12 protein-coding genes are annotated in these 15251 nt (G+C 41.6%); all 12 read left to right on the top strand.

The window, feature by feature from the left end:
* The 12 genes from murD (at nt 1) to recN (ending at nt 15199) form a co-directional block, all read left to right on the top strand.
* Nucleotides 1-1395 (top strand): UDP-N-acetylmuramoyl-L-alanine--D-glutamate ligase, encoded by a 1395-nt coding sequence (murD, locus tag ACFILT_RS01170; protein WP_375678614.1) that lies wholly within the window; start codon nt 1-3, stop codon nt 1393-1395.
* 143 nt (nt 1396-1538) lie between these two features.
* On the top strand, nt 1539-2693 hold the full coding sequence (locus ACFILT_RS01175) for an FtsW/RodA/SpoVE family cell cycle protein (RefSeq protein WP_375678613.1): 1155 nt from the start codon (nt 1539-1541) through the stop codon (nt 2691-2693).
* A complete protein-coding gene (gene murG / locus ACFILT_RS01180) occupies nt 2686-3822 on the top strand; it encodes an undecaprenyldiphospho-muramoylpentapeptide beta-N-acetylglucosaminyltransferase (protein WP_375678612.1) in 1137 nt (378 codons plus the stop codon). Before ACFILT_RS01175 ends, murG begins: the two co-directional genes overlap by 8 nt.
* Nucleotides 3806-5233, top strand: coding sequence for a UDP-N-acetylmuramate--L-alanine ligase (murC, locus tag ACFILT_RS01185; protein WP_375679452.1), 1428 nt, complete (start codon nt 3806-3808; stop codon nt 5231-5233). Before murG ends, murC begins: the two co-directional genes overlap by 17 nt.
* Nucleotides 5211-6188: a UDP-N-acetylmuramate dehydrogenase gene (murB, locus tag ACFILT_RS01190; protein WP_375634623.1), complete on the top strand. Its 978-nt coding sequence runs from the start codon at nt 5211-5213 to the stop codon at nt 6186-6188. Before murC ends, murB begins: the two co-directional genes overlap by 23 nt.
* A gap of 238 nt (nt 6189-6426) precedes the next feature.
* The gene (locus tag ACFILT_RS01195; RefSeq protein WP_375678610.1) at nt 6427-7347 is read left to right on the top strand and encodes a D-alanine--D-alanine ligase; all 921 of its coding nucleotides are present in this window, start codon (nt 6427-6429) and stop codon (nt 7345-7347) included.
* Complete coding sequence (locus tag ACFILT_RS01200) at nt 7335-8246, top strand: cell division protein FtsQ/DivIB (RefSeq protein ID WP_375679453.1); 912 nt, start codon at nt 7335-7337, stop codon at nt 8244-8246. The genes ACFILT_RS01195 and ACFILT_RS01200 overlap by 13 nt, the downstream gene beginning before the upstream one ends.
* The gene (gene ftsA, locus ACFILT_RS01205) at nt 8243-9544 is read left to right on the top strand and encodes a cell division protein FtsA (protein WP_375679454.1); all 1302 of its coding nucleotides are present in this window, start codon (nt 8243-8245) and stop codon (nt 9542-9544) included. Before ACFILT_RS01200 ends, ftsA begins: the two co-directional genes overlap by 4 nt.
* A 63-nt stretch (nt 9545-9607) precedes the next feature.
* Nucleotides 9608-11380 (top strand): cell division protein FtsZ, encoded by a 1773-nt coding sequence (gene ftsZ, locus ACFILT_RS01210; RefSeq protein WP_375678608.1) that lies wholly within the window; start codon nt 9608-9610, stop codon nt 11378-11380.
* A gap of 214 nt (nt 11381-11594) precedes the next feature.
* Entirely contained in the window at nt 11595-12479 is an 885-nt protein-coding gene (gene lpxC, locus ACFILT_RS01215; RefSeq protein ID WP_375678607.1) for a UDP-3-O-acyl-N-acetylglucosamine deacetylase, read from the top strand.
* 158 nt (nt 12480-12637) lie between these two features.
* Nucleotides 12638-13531 (top strand): outer membrane protein assembly factor BamD, encoded by an 894-nt coding sequence (locus ACFILT_RS01220; protein WP_375612003.1) that lies wholly within the window; start codon nt 12638-12640, stop codon nt 13529-13531.
* 6 nt (nt 13532-13537) lie between these two features.
* Nucleotides 13538-15199: a DNA repair protein RecN gene (gene recN, locus ACFILT_RS01225; protein WP_375678606.1), complete on the top strand. Its 1662-nt coding sequence runs from the start codon at nt 13538-13540 to the stop codon at nt 15197-15199.
* Nucleotides 15200-15251: the final 52 nt, after the last annotated feature.

Consider the following 15251-nt stretch of genomic DNA (forward strand, 5'->3'; position numbering starts at 1 on the left):
GTGATTTCTGTTACGTGTTATAAAGGTCAAAAAGTTGCTCTGTTTGGATTGGGACAGTCTGGACTAGCAACGGCACAAGCATTGATGTGCGGTGGCGCAGAAGTGGTGGCGTGGGATGATAGTCCTTCAAGCGTGCAAATGGCTTTTCGGCACAATATTCCAACACGAGATCTCCGTTATGAAGATTGGTCAGAATTTGTTGCATTGATTGTAGCTCCTGGAGTTCCTTTAAGTTATCCTCAGCCCCATTGGGTTGTTGAAAAAGCACGAAAAAAAAATATAGAAATTATCGGTGATATTGAATTATTTGTTCGTGCGCGCCAGCATTTTTTACAACATTATGGTTTGTGTGACCAAGATGTTCCTTTCATTGCGATTACGGGGACGAATGGCAAGTCAACCACAACGGCTTTACTTGCGCATTTGTTGGAAAAAATGGGCTATGATGTGCAGATGGGGGGAAATATCGGAAAAGCAATATTGACGCTTAAGCCATTTGTTAAAAAACGTATCTATGTGATTGAATGTTCATCATTTCAAATTGATCTTACTCCCTCTCTTCAGCCGACCATTGGACTTTTATTGAATTTAACACCTGATCATATTGATCGACATGGGAGTTTTGCCTGTTATGTGCAAACCAAAAGGCATCTGATTGCTCAGGCTTCTCAGGCTTTCATTTCAGTTGATGATGCAGCTTGTCGGGTTTTATATCAACAGTTACTTCATGATGGGAAGCAAATTGAGGCAGTTTCCAAGGATCATTTTGTTGAAAATGGTTTTTATGCAGATGGGACCAAGCTCTTTTCTGTTCGTCAAGGACAGCGTCATATGCTTGCAGATCTTGCTCCTATGGCGGTGTTACGTGGGAGTCATAATGCGCAAAATGCCCTTATGGCATTAGCAACGTTGCAGGCTTTAAAAATAACCGATCCTTCTGTGAACAAGCATTTGGCAAGTTATAAAGGGTTGGATCATCGTATGCAGCAGGTGCGTAAAATGGGGGCGGTTTTGTTTATCAATGACAGCAAGGCTACTAATGCAGATGCAACAGCTCCTGCGCTTTCCACCTTTAATGATATTTTTTGGATTGTTGGGGGACAGGCAAAAAAGGGAGGAATAGAGTCTCTTAGAGAATTTTTTCCTAAAATTCGTAAAGCCTATTTGATTGGGAGCGCGGCGGAAGAATTTGCTCGCACTATTGGATCTTCTTTTCCCTTTTCTATGAGCTTAACTTTGAAAAATGCGGTGCGTGAAGCAGCTGTTGACGCAATGGGTTGTAAGGAAAAAGAGGTGACGGTTCTTTTGTCACCTGCTTGTGCAAGTTATGACCAATTTAAAAATTATGAAATGCGAGGCGAGGCATTTGTCTCTTTTGTGATGCAGTTACAATAAAAAAGCATCAGTTATAAAAAAATATTTTTGCGTTAAGACTCCAGAATCTTTTTTTGTGTAATTTAGTTTTTAAAGTGTTTGTTAAACAGGCTGGGGAACCATATCACTTTGAGATAATTTATAAAATGGATAAGGTGGATACCATGGTGACGCGTGCAGATAGAGATCCAATTGCTAATTGGTGGTGGACGATTGATCGCTCTATCTTTGCAGCTTGTTTAATTTTAATGGGAATTGGCATTATGCTGTCTTTTGCTGCCAGCCCTATTATTGCAAAAAAAATCGGAATTGCTGATAGTTTTTATTTTGTTCGGTGGCATATCATTTTCAGCATTTCAGCATTTTTTACGATGGTTACCATTTCTTTTTTTTCGCTTTCTAATATTCGTCGTTTATGTGCTCTTTTGCTCATTGTAACGCTTGCTCTTATGGTTGCAACCTTATTTTTGGGTCCAGAATTAAAGGGAGCAAGGAGGTGGATTCTACTATTTGGTTTTTCTGTACAGGCTTCAGAGTTTATGAAGCCAGCTTTTGTGGTTATGTCCGCTTGGCTTTTTTCGGAACAGATACGCAAGAGGGGCATTCTGGGTTATACGTTAGCGATTCTACTTTATGGCATTTGTTGTGTGCTTCTGGTTTTGCAGCCTGATATTGGACAAACAGTTTTAATAAGTGCAACATGGGGGGGGCTGTTTTTTATTGCTGGTGTCCCTCTTACTATTATTTTTCTCTTTCTTATTTTAGGCGTTGTAGGAATTATTTTAGCTTATTTTTTTCTGCATCATGTGCGCGAGCGGATCAATGGTTTTTTGACAGGTGAAGGAGATACTTTTCAAGTGGATGTGGGACGTGAGGCTATTTTGAATGGTGGTTGGTTTGGGCAAGGTCCTGGGGAGGGCACAGTAAAACGTATCATTCCTGATAGCCATACAGATTTTGTATTTTCCGTTGCTGCTGAAGAATATGGTATTATTCTTTGTTTATTAATTATGATGCTGTTTGGCTTTATCGTTATGCGTTCATTGTATATAGCCATGAATACACGTGATTCCTTTATACGTCTTGGTATTACTGGCATAGCAATGATGATTGGCTTTCAATCAGCTATTAATATGGCTGTTAATCTTCACTTAATTCCTCCCAAAGGCATGACATTGCCTTTTATTTCTTATGGTGGTTCTTCGATGGTGGCGATTGCGTTTTCAATGGGCATTTTGCTCAGTTTAACACGTCGTTGGCCAGAAGCACGCCTTTCAGCTTTTTCTTCCTCTTCTGTCTTGGATACGCCTTATGAATGATAAAAAAGTTATTGTTTTGGTGGCTGGTGGTACAGGTGGACATCTTTTTCCTGCTGAAGCCCTTTCTGTTGAATTAAGGAAGCGTGGATATGATGTTCATTTAATAACAGATGAAAGAGCACGACCTTTTGTTCGGTGCTTTGATGAAGAGCATATTCATATCGTTTCATCGGCAACATTTATACGACATCATCCTTTTTCTCTAATAAAGACGTTTTGGTCTTTGCTAAAGGGAATGGGGCAATCGTTGGTGTTGTTTTATAAATTACGTCCTGTTCTTGTTGGAGGATTTGGGGGGTATCCGAGCTTTCCTCCTCTTTTTATTGCGGCTTTAACGAGGCGTGTGACATTTATTCATGAACAAAATGCTGTTATGGGGCGTGCCAATCGGGTGTTGGCAATTTTTGTGCGTGCAATTGCTGGTGGTTTGTTGTCGCCAAATGGCGCTTATGCTCATAAAATACTTTTGACGGGGAATCCTGTCCGTGAGGCTGTGTTGAAGGCGGCCAAAATTCCTTATCATTCTTCAGAAGGGGAAAAGCCATTTAATTTTTTGATTTTTGGAGGTAGCCAAGGGGCTTCTGCTTTTTCACATATTGTTCCAGAAGCTATTGCTTTATTTGATGATAAGAACCGTAAACGTTTACGAATTGTACAGCAAGTCCGCGGTGAAGCAGGAAGGTTGATCAAAATCTATCGTGATATGGGGGTACAAGCAGAAGTTGCTCCTTTCTTTGATGATATGGCTGAACGTATGGCACATGCTCATTTTATTTTGTCGCGCGCTGGGGCTTCGTCCGTTTGTGAGATAGCGGTGATTGGTAGACCTGCTTTGCTTGTTCCCTATCCCCATGCTTTAGATCATGATCAGGCTGCCAATGCAGCTCTGCTTGCTCGTGTAGGTGGTGCGCAAATTGTATCAGAAAAAGATTTAAATGCACAAAAGCTTTTTTCTCTTTTAATGCACGCTTGTTGTGCGCCCCATTTATTGGAAAAACAAGCGCTTGCTGCAAAAAAAGTTGGACAACCTCATGCAACCCGTTGCCTTGCTGATATGGCTGAGTCCTTAATTGCAGGGCGATTGTTGTCAGATATAAAAGAGGAGCTTTTTAATGAAAATGCCACTTGATATAGGCGTTATCCATTTTATCGGAATCGGGGGGATTGGTATGAGTGGAATTGCGGAGGTTTTTTATAATCTTGGCTATAAAGTTCAAGGGTCAGATCAAGTTGAAAGTGCAAATGTTGAACGTTTGCGGAAAAAAGGAATTAACGTTCATATAGGTCATTGTGCTGAAAACTTAGGGAATGCAGAGGTTGTTGTTTTTTCTACTGCCGTTAAAAAAACAAATCCTGAGTATATTGCTGCAAAGGAAAGACATTTGCCGCTTGTCAGACGTGCAGAAATGTTGGCGGAGCTAATGCGGTTTCGGCGTGCAATTGCAGTGGGTGGTACACATGGTAAAACAACAACCACATCAATGGTCGCAGCCCTTCTTGATGCTGGTCATTTTGATCCAGTGGTGATTAATGGCGGTATTATTAATGCTTATGGTACGAATTCTCGTACAGGAGATGGCGATTGGATGATTGTTGAAGCTGATGAAAGTGATGGTACATTTTTAAAGCTGCCTGCTGATATTGCTGTTATTACTAATATTGATGCTGAGCATTTGGATCATTATGGAAGTTTTGATGCTGTGCGTGAGGCTTTTCGGCAATTCGTAGAAAATGTTCCTTTTTATGGTTTTGCTGTTTTGTGTCTTGATCATCCAGAGGTTCAGTCATTGGCGGGCCGTATTGATGATCGTTGGGTGATCACTTATGGTGCAAATCCACAAGCGGATGTTCGTTTTCTTAATCTTTCGATGGATGGTCAAAAAACGCATTTTGATGTTCTTGTTCGCTCACGCAAAACAGGAAGAAAGATTGAGTTGAAAAATTTGCTTTTGCCCATGGCAGGGCAGCATAATGTTGCCAATGCAACGGCGGCGATTGCTATTGCGCATGAACTTGGCATTTCAAATGAAGCTATAAAAAGGGGCTTAGCAGAATTTGGCGGAGTAAAACGGCGTTTTACGCGAACAGGAAGTTGGCGTGGCATTGAAATATTTGATGATTATGGACATCATCCTGTTGAAATAAAGGCTGTTTTGCGTGCAGCACGTGAGAGTGCAAAAGGGCGTGTTATTGCGATTGCACAACCCCATCGGTATTCGCGTTTGTATCACTTATTTGATGATTTTGCTGCTTGTTTTAATGATGCAGATACAGTGTTGATTACGCCCGTTTATGCGGCTGGTGAAGAGCCTATTGTAGGATTTGGTTCTCAAGAATTGGTAGAGCATATTAAAATGGCGGGTCATCGTGATGTGCGCTTGATACATAGTCTGGAAGATGTTGTGTCTCTTGTCTCAAAATTTGCTCAGGCAGAGGATTATGTTGTTTTTCTTGGTGCTGGCAATATCACACAATGGGCTTGTGCTTTGCCTCATCAGTTAGCGGTATTGGATGGTCATGGTAAATTTTCAACACATTGATGGTGAGGCGCTATTGGCGCAATTGCAACCACTGTTGGGTGGCGTGAGAGGAAAGCTTACACCTAATGTTGAGATGCGTAAGGTAACGTGGTTTCGCACGGGCGGGTTGGCAGAGCTTTTTTATCAGCCTGTTGATGAAGAAGATTTGGCTCTCTTTCTTCAAAATTTGCCTGAATTTGTTCCTGTAACAATTGTCGGTATTGGTTCTAATCTTCTGGTGCGTGATGGGGGGGTTCCTGGTGTTGTGATTCGTCTTTCGCCAAAAAAATTTGGGCAAGTGAAGCAAGTTTCTCCAAAAGGCTTTTTAGTTGGTGCTGGTACGGCGGATAAACATTTAGCTGCTGCCGCTTTAGAAGCTGAGATTGCAGGTTTTCATTTTTATCATGGTATTCCTGGAGGTCTTGGAGGAGCTCTCAAAATGAACGCGGGTGCGAATGGTGTTGAAACTGCAGCGCGTGTTGTCGAGGTCTATGCGCTGGATCGTAAAGGGCAACGTCATATCTTGAGTGTGAAAGATATGCATTATTCCTATCGCCATTGTGATATTCCTAAAGATTTTATTTTTACGGCTGCTTTATTAGAAGGAAGACTCGGCAATAAAGATGATATTCGTGCTGCTATGGATGAAGTTGCCCTCCACAGAGAAACAGTGCAACCTATTCGCGAAAAAACAGGGGGGTCAACTTTCAAAAATCCTGAGAATACATCCGCGTGGCGCGTGATTGATGAAGCAGGGTGTCGTGGTTTACAGATTGGTGGCGCTCAAATGAGTGAAATGCACTGTAATTTTATGATTAATACAGGGCAAGCAACAGGATATGATCTTGAAGCATTGGGAGAAACAGTGCGTGCGCGTGTTTTTGCAAATTCAGCCCACCTTTTACAATGGGAAATAGAGCGTATTGGTCAATTTGAGCGTGGTCGAAGTGTTTCTCCTTTTGATCCATTTCATTGATTTATTGTTCACTAAAAAAGTGAAAATAAAAAATTGAGTCATTTCAAAGAGATAATAAAAAAATTCTATTAAGAATCAATAAATTAACAAAGAATCTCTTGCATCAGGCTTTTGAGTCTGATTCATTATGCAAAATGCTAGGTTATTGATTCGCAAGGATAAACTTTGTTTTTCCTGTATGTGGTGCTGATGTATTCTATATAGACTACATATAGTATGCGAAAGAGGGTGATTTATTATGAAAGATAAACATATAGCTGTGTTAATGGGAGGTTTTTCTTCTGAACGGTCTATAAGTTTATCTTCGGGGGCGGCGTGTGCTGATGTTCTAGAGATGCAGGGGTATCGCGTGAGCCGCGTGGATGTTGACGCTCATATTGCTTCTGTTCTTGAACAGTTGCAGCCCGATATTGCCTTCAATGCATTGCATGGTCCATTTGGTGAAGATGGCCGGATCCAGGGGATTCTTGAATATTTAAAAATTCCTTATACCCATTCTGGTGTGATGGCATCCGCTTTGGCAATGGATAAGGGACGTGCAAAAATTATCGTTGAAAATTTTGGGGTTTGTGTTGCTCCTTCTCGTATCATGAGCCGCTTTGCTTTGGGACAAACGCATCCCATGGAGCCTCCTTATGTAATTAAACCTGTGTGTGAAGGATCAAGTTTTGGTGTTGTCATTGTCCAGGAAAATGAAGCAGCACCGCCGCATAGTATTGGGGGAGCTGAGTGGGGGTATGCTGATGAGGTGATGATTGAAAAATATATTCCTGGTCGTGAATTGACTTGTGCTGTTTTGGGGAATGAAGTGCTGGATGTGTGTGAAATTCTTCCCGATAAACACTTTCCATTCTACGATTATGGCTCGAAATATAAAACGGGTGGTTCTCTTCACATTTGTCCTGCACAACTTTCACTAAATATTTACCAAAGTGTGCAAAGAATGTCTTTAGCAGCCCATCAGGCGATAGGGTGTCGAGGTGTTAGCCGTTCTGATTTTCGTTTTGATGAGAAAACGGGAGAATTGGTTTGGCTTGAAATTAATACGCAACCCGGTATGACATCGACGTCTCTTCTTCCTGATATTGCAAAAGCGAGCGGCCGTACTTACGGCGATATTGTTCAATGGATGGTGGAGGACGCATCATGTATGCGTTGAATGTTAATAAAACAAATGTTCCGATGGAGGTGCTTTCAGTGCCGGCTTTGCCACGTCTTTATCGTCGTTTTCTCCGGTTTATGTTTGAGTTTGTTTTTGTCAATATTCATATTCCACGCCATTTCGGCTCTTTTGCTGTTGTATGGTTTTTCTTTGTTACGGCTTTTTATGGACTTTCATCAAGTGGTCAGATGGCTGTGATCGTAAATACGATCATATTGGATAGTAGTTTTGTGGTCACTCATGTCGATATAAGCGGTAATAAGCGCTTGGCAAAGCAGGATATTTTTAAAATTTTAAAACTTGATGTTGCGCCTTCTATATTCACTTTTGATGTTGAAAGAGCACGTTCTCTTTTGGAAAAACAGGCTTGGGTGCAATCGGCTAATGTTCAGAAAATTTATCCCAATAGAATGCGCATTTCCATTGTGGAGCGTGAACCCTATGCCATTTGGCAACATGATGGCATAATGGATATTGTTGATAATACAGGTCGTGTCATTGTGCCTTTTAAAGGGGAAATTGTTCGGGATTTACCTCTTGTGGTTGGGCAGGGTGCACAAAATGCTGCTAAAGTGTTTATTCAAGCGCTGTCAGTCTATCCGGAAGTATATGATCGTATTCGTGCTTTTGTGCGGGTAGGTGATCGACGTTGGGATCTTGTTTTGAATAATGGAATGCGCGTTATGTTGCCTGAAAATGGTGCTCTTGAAAGGCTTTCTTTTCTTTTTTCGTCCGGTATAATGCAAGATCTTTTATCTCGCGATATTCTCAGTGTTGATTTACGTCTTGCTGATCGAATTACTGTTTCTTTATCAGATGAAACGTTGGAGCGTTATCATACTACTGTAGCAGAAGAAGAACGTATTTTAAAAGCGCGAAAGGCAGGAAGCCTATGATGCTACTCAGATCACATCATTTGAAGGGGCGTAAAACACGTTTTTTAACGGTACTTGATGTCGGTTCAAGTAAGATTGTTTGTCTTATTGCTTGTTTGCGTCCTTTGAAGTATGCACACTATTTACATGGTCGTACACATTCTACGGAAATTCTAGGCTTTGGAGTGCAGCGTTCACGTGGTATTAAATCCGGTGTTGTCATGGATATGTTTGCAGCAGAACAATCAATAAGATTGGCTGTTGATGCGGCAGAAAAAATGGCGGGTTTGGTGGTGGATTCAGTGATTGTGAATTTTTCCTCAAGTCGATTACAAAGTGCTTTGATTAATGGAAAGGTTCATTTGAATGGTCGTGAAGTCACCAAGCGTGATATGCGTATGGCCTTTTCAGATGTTTCGCGTAAAGCCTTTGATGCTGAACGTCATGTTATGCACTCAGTTCCAGTTTCTTATGTATTGGATGGAGATAAAGGAATTTTTGATCCTATTGGCATGGCAGGGGAAACATTTGGTGTCGACGTGCATGTGGTAACAGCAGAAACAGCCTCTTTGCGTAATTTGGAAACTTGTATTAATCGTGCACATTTGAGTGTTGAAGCAATGGTTGCTACTCCCTTTGCAAGTGGTCTTGCTGTCTTGATGAATGATGAGGCGCGTTTAGGGGCTGCATGTATTGATTTTGGTGGTGGAACAACAACATTTTCAGTGTTTTTTGAGGGGAAATTTATTCATGCAGATGCTCTTGCTGTTGGGGGGCATCATGTCACTCTTGATGTTGCGCGCGGATTTTCTATGTCTTTAACAGAGGCGGAACGTTTAAAAGTTGTTTATGGTTCAGCACTTTTAACAAGTGCTGATGAGCGGCAAATGATTAATGTAGCAGAAATTGGGAGTGAACAGCGTGAAACTCAATATCCTCGCGCGGTTCTTGGGCGTATCATTCGTGCGCGTGTTGAAGAAATTTTAGAAATGGTCCGTGATTGTTTAAATCGTTCTGGTTTTGGTCACATCATTGGTAAACGTGTTATTTTGACTGGGGGAGCAAGCCAGTTAACAGGATTGCCAGAAATGGCACGTACTATATTAGGAAGAAATGTTCGTATCGGGCGGCCTTTAGGTATTTCGAGGCTTCCTTCTCTTGCAAAAGGGGCGGCGTTTACATCTGCTGTTGGGTTGTTAATTTATCCGCAATTGGTGGGTTTTGAAGAAAAAACAATGCAGGCGGCAGGAAATCATTTATCGATGGGCACGCGTGGGTATTTTCAGCGTGTTGGTCAGTGGTTGCGTGAGAGTTTTTAGTTAAGTCTAGTTGGATAAATTTCATCGCTTTGGCTTGCGGTGTCTTATGAGAAGGAAAAGAAAATGACGATTAATCTGCATCGGCCAGATATCGCGGAATTGAAGCCACGCATTACCGTTTTTGGTGTTGGAGGTGGTGGCGGGAATGCCGTGAATAATATGATAAATGCTGGTCTTCAGGGAGTTGACTTTGTTGTTGCAAATACGGATGCACAGGCTTTGGCTATGTCAAAGGCTGAACGTGTTATCCAACTTGGGGCAGCTGTGACAGAAGGTTTGGGTGCTGGTGCTTTACCGGAAGTTGGACAAGCGGCGGCGGAGGAATGTATTGATGAAATTATTGATCATCTTGCAGACTCTCATATGGTTTTCATTACTGCTGGTATGGGGGGAGGAACTGGAACAGGAGCTGCTCCCGTTGTTGCTCGCGCAGCGCGTGAAAAAGGTATTTTGACTGTTGGTGTTGTGACAAAGCCGTTTCAGTTTGAAGGTGCACGCCGTATGAAAACGGCAGAGGCTGGTATTGAAGAATTACAAAAGTCTGTCGATACATTGATTGTTATTCCCAATCAAAATCTTTTCCGTATTGCAAATGATAAGACAACGTTTGCTGATGCTTTTGCTATGGCTGACCAAGTGCTTTATTCTGGTGTTGCTTCCATTACGGATTTGATGATTAAAGAGGGGTTGATTAACCTTGATTTTGCTGATGTTCGTTCTGTTATGCACGAAATGGGGCGAGCCATGATGGGAACGGGTGAGGCATCTGGTGATGGGCGTGCTTTGGCTGCGGCTGAAGCTGCTATTGCAAATCCATTGTTGGATGATACCTCTATGCGTGGGGCGCGTGGTTTATTGATTTCTATTACGGGTGGTCGTGATATGACTCTCTTTGAGGTTGATGAAGCTGCTAATCGTATTCGTGAAGAAGTAGATGCTGATGCGAATGTGATCTTTGGCGCTATTGATGATGAGTCATTGGAAGGTGTTATTCGTGTTTCTGTGGTTGCCACCGGTATTGATCGTGAAGTTAGTGATGTGGTTCAGTCCTCTCATCCTCAGATTCAAAGGCCTGCTTCTTCAATACGCAAGAGCGATCCTGGAACGTCACATAGTTCTTTTCATGTTCAATCATCGCCTCTGCGTTCTGAGTCAATGGTAGAAGTGATCGAATCACTTGAAATAGAGAAGGGTAAATCAACCGGAGAACAGTTCCGTCCCAAAAGTCAAATTTTTGCACAACCTGCAGAAGCAATGACGACACGAAGTGCCTCGAATGCTGTTGCGTATGGTTCAAATGCTGTTCAGGAACAGAGATCCAATGTGCCTCGTATGCAAGTAAGCCGTGGTTCTCAACAGGCGATGACGGCTCCTGTGAGTATGGAGGCAACAGCGCATGTTCTTGATGAGATGACAGGGCTTGTGAAGCAAAAAGAAAAGCCAGTGCAACCAAAACAAATGCAACAAATGCAAGCGCGCGCTCCAATGCGTATGCCTGAGTTAAAGGATTTTCCTCCTGTTGCGCATGGACAAAGCCAAAGAACATTTGTGACGGATCAGGGTCCTCGTAATCTTTGGCAGCGTTTGAAACAGAGCTTGACACATCGTGAAGAAGCTGAGCCAGAAGCGAGGCTGGAGCCTGCTGTTAGCTCGTCTCAGCAGAAAGAGTCTCATGTTTACAATAAAAACTCTCAGGCGCTTTCTCAAGATGCTTCTGTTTATGTTCCACGTCGTTCTGGTGAGCTGCATCCTCAGGTACCACAAGATCAGCGTACTTTTATAAGTGAAGAAGATCAGTTGGAAATACCAGCATTTTTACGTCGTCAGGCAAATTAATTGATGAAAAATGAGGTAAAGTAAGAAATTTTATTATTTCTTTAATGATCAGACAAAAATTATACAGTAAAATATATTACTGTTTTTTGGATAAAATACTTTGTTTAAAAAAAAACCGCTTACAATAAGCGGTTTTTTTTATTATTTACTATGAATATTTTTTATAGTTTTATAAATTTTGTTAAAAGATGTACAAGCAATTTAATAAAATGATATGATGAATTTAGTACCAAAATATCAGTCTACTCTTAAAAAAGCAGTAACATTTAAGGGGATTGGCGTTCATAGTGGCTGTTTGTCAGTGGTAAAGGTTTGTCCAGCGGATGTTGGGTGTGGTATTGTTTTTAAGCGTTGTGGATTAGACGGAACAGAGAAAATATTTCAAGCCCATGCATCGCAAACAGGAGAAACTGAATTATCGACAGTACTTGGAGATGGAGATGTAAGGGTTGAAACAATTGAACATTTGATGGCGGCAATTGCTGCTTATAATTTGGATAATCTTATTATTGAAGTGTCACATAATGAGATTCCTATTTTGGATGGTTCAGCGTGGCTATATTGCCAAGCTTTTGAAGATGTTGGTATTGTACAGCAAAATGCGTTGCGTTCTTATTTCATTATAAAAAAGCCGGTGCGAGTTGAAGGAGCTCATGGTGTTGCAGAGCTTTTGCCATTCGATGGACGTCGTTTTGATATAACGATCTCTTTTCCTTCTTCTGCTATTGGTAAGCAACATTTCAGTTTTGATCTTACCACACGAGGGTTTAGGGATGATTTGTCACGTGCGCGCACTTTTGGTTTTATCAAAGACGTGGAAGAATTAAGGCTTTCTGGAAAGGCGAGAGGCGCTTCTTTGGAAAATTCTCTTGTTATCGACCTTAATGATAAAATTTTAAATCCCGATGGTCCTTATTGGGAGAATGAATGTGTTCGGCACAAGATGCTTGATGCGATTGGTGATACTGCTTTGCTTGGGGCACCTTTTATTGGATTATTTCGTTCTTATTGTAGTGGGCATAGAATTAATGCGCAATTGGTGAAGGCTGTTTTGGCAGACGAATCATATTATGAAAAGAGCTTTTTAGAGAAAAAGTAAAAAAATTGGCAAGATTTTTTTATCGTTTATTTGATTTTTAAGGGGATGATTGACCTAAACTGCTAAATTGGTTATGTGGATTTTAAAGTGATATGGTATAAAAACTTTAATAAATTGTTTTTGCTACAAGGTGATATTCTCTGGAGGCCGGAAAAACTATGAAAAAATCTCATGTGTGCATTGGAAATATGACATATAGAAAATCTAACATTGTACGCAAGATATTGGGGGTGGTACTTTTAGGAAGCACCTGTATGTTAGCGGGATGTCTCTTTAAAGAGAAAAATACCCTTGATCCATCTGCTTATGTTTTGAAAATAGAGCCACCAGATGTTCTCTATAATCAGGCGCTTGCTAGCCTTGAAAGTGGGCGTCTTGGGGATGCATCGAAGAAGTTTTTGAAGATTGAAAAACAGTACGCTTATACAGACTGGGGGCGTAAATCTTTGGTCATGGGTGCTTTTACTAATTATCGACTCGGAAAGTATGATGATTCAATTAGTATGGCTCAACGCTATATTACTCTTTATCCAGGGTCGACTGACTCGGCTTATGCGTACTATATTATTGGTCTTTCTTCTTTCCGTCGGATTCCTGATGTTACACGTGATCAACGTGATACGAAACGTGCTATTGCTGCTATGCAGCTTCTTATAGAGCGTTATCCTAATTCTGAGTATGTCAAGGATGCTAAGGATAAAATCCGTTTTGGTCGCGAACAGCTGGCTGGTAAAGAAATGCAGATTGGCCGTTATTATGAAGAGGGGCGGCGTTACCTTGCGGCAAGTAGACGGTTTCGTACCGTGGTTGAAGAGTATTCTGATACAAATCAAATTGAAGAAGCGCTTTTCCGCTTGACTGAGGTTAATCTTGCTCTCGGCTTAACGGCGGAAGCACAGACGGCAGCAGCTATTTTAGGACGTAATTATCCCAAAAGTGAGTGGTATAAATTTTCTTATAATCTCTTGCAGAAGAATAAAATATCACCACGTGAGCATAAATCTTCTTGGATCTCAAATGCTTTAGGTGGTGACAAGAAGAGGGTACGTTGATTCTCTATGTTGGTACAGCTTTCGATTCATAATATTGTTTTGATCGAAACGCTCGATATTCATTTTACAGCGGGGTTGACGGTTTTAACTGGAGAAACGGGTGCGGGGAAGTCTATTCTCCTTGATGCTTTATCACTTGCTCTAGGGGGGCGGGGTGATGCTTCGCTTGTGCGTCATGGGGCTGACCGCGGGCAGGTCACAGCTGTTTTTGATGTGTCTGTTTCACATCCTGCACGTCAACTTATTCGTGAGAATGGTCTTGATGATGAGGGTGATATTATTTTACGACGTGTGCAATCAAGTGATGGACGTAGCCGTGTTTTTATCAATGATCAGGTGTCTAGTGTTGCATTGATGCGGAGTGTTGGCCGTTTGCTGGTTGAAATCCATGGACAACATGATGATCGTGCGCTTGTTGATGTTGCTACACATCGCCAATTATTAGATGCCTTTGGTGGTCTTGAAGATGAAGTGGAAAATTTGCGTCAGTGTTATCACACATGGCGTGAATTTGAGGAGCGTTTGCAACGGCAGCGTCTTAAAGTAGAGAGTGCTGTACGGGAGGTTGATTATCTTCGTGCGTGTGTAGAAGAGCTTGAAAAGCTTGATTTTAAAGTTGGTGAAGAGGAAGCTCTTTCTCTTCGTCGTGCTGATATGCTTAAATTAGAAAAAATAGCGACAGATATTAAAGAAGCGGATGATCTTTTAACGGGTCAAAAATCACCAATCCCAGTACTTTCTAATTTGGTGAGGCGTTTGGAGCGGAAAATTCCTGAGGCGCAAGAACTTATTGCACCAGTGGTGAAATCTATTGATGAGGCATTGCATGCACTTGCAACAGCACAAGAAGGTATTGAGACGGCAATACGAGCATTAGATTTTGAACCTGATGAATTGGAACGGATAGAAGAGCGTCTTTTTGCTCTTCGGGGTTTTGCTCGTAAATATCAAGTTTCTGCGGATGAATTGGTTCAGTTACGCGATAAAATGGATGCTGAACTGGCTGACTTTGAAGAGGCTCAGACCATATTGACACGTTTTGAAGATGAGGCAGAGCAGGCAAAGAAAAATTATGATACATTGGCGCAAGCCTTAACAATAAAGCGTCGGGAGACAGCAAAGCATTTATCTGAAAGTGTTATGGCTGAGTTGCCGGCATTGAAGTTAGAGAGGGCTGAATTTATTGTTGAAATGCAAAGTGATATGGAAAAGCGGAGTGCAGAGGGATGTGATCGTATTGAATATTGGGTGCGGACAAATCCTGGAACACGTGCTGGGCCGATGCTTAGTGTGGCTTCTGGCGGTGAATTATCCCGTTTTTTGCTGGCATTAAAAGTTGTTTTATCTGATCGAGGATCAGCACCGACGCTGATTTTTGATGAAGTTGATACAGGCGTTGGGGGGGCTGTTGCAGCGGCTATTGGGCAACGGTTGCAACGCTTATCAGAACATGTCCAAGTTTTCGCTATTACGCATGCTCCACAGGTTGCATCGAAAGCGCATGGTCATTTTCTTATTTCAAAAATTGAGAGTCATGATAAAGGACGCTTTGTTACTGCGATTCATAAAATGAAAGAACATGAGCGTGCAGAAGAAATTGCCCGTATGTTGGCTGGAGAACAGATTACTGAAGAAGCGCGTGCAGCGGCTCAAAAGCTTCTCGCATAAAGGTAATTAGTCAGCGATAAAAATACTGGAAAGCTTATATTTATTGAGATTC

The organism is Bartonella sp. AP7XZML (assembly GCF_042195745.1).
GTDB lineage: Bacteria > Pseudomonadota > Alphaproteobacteria > Rhizobiales > Rhizobiaceae > Bartonella.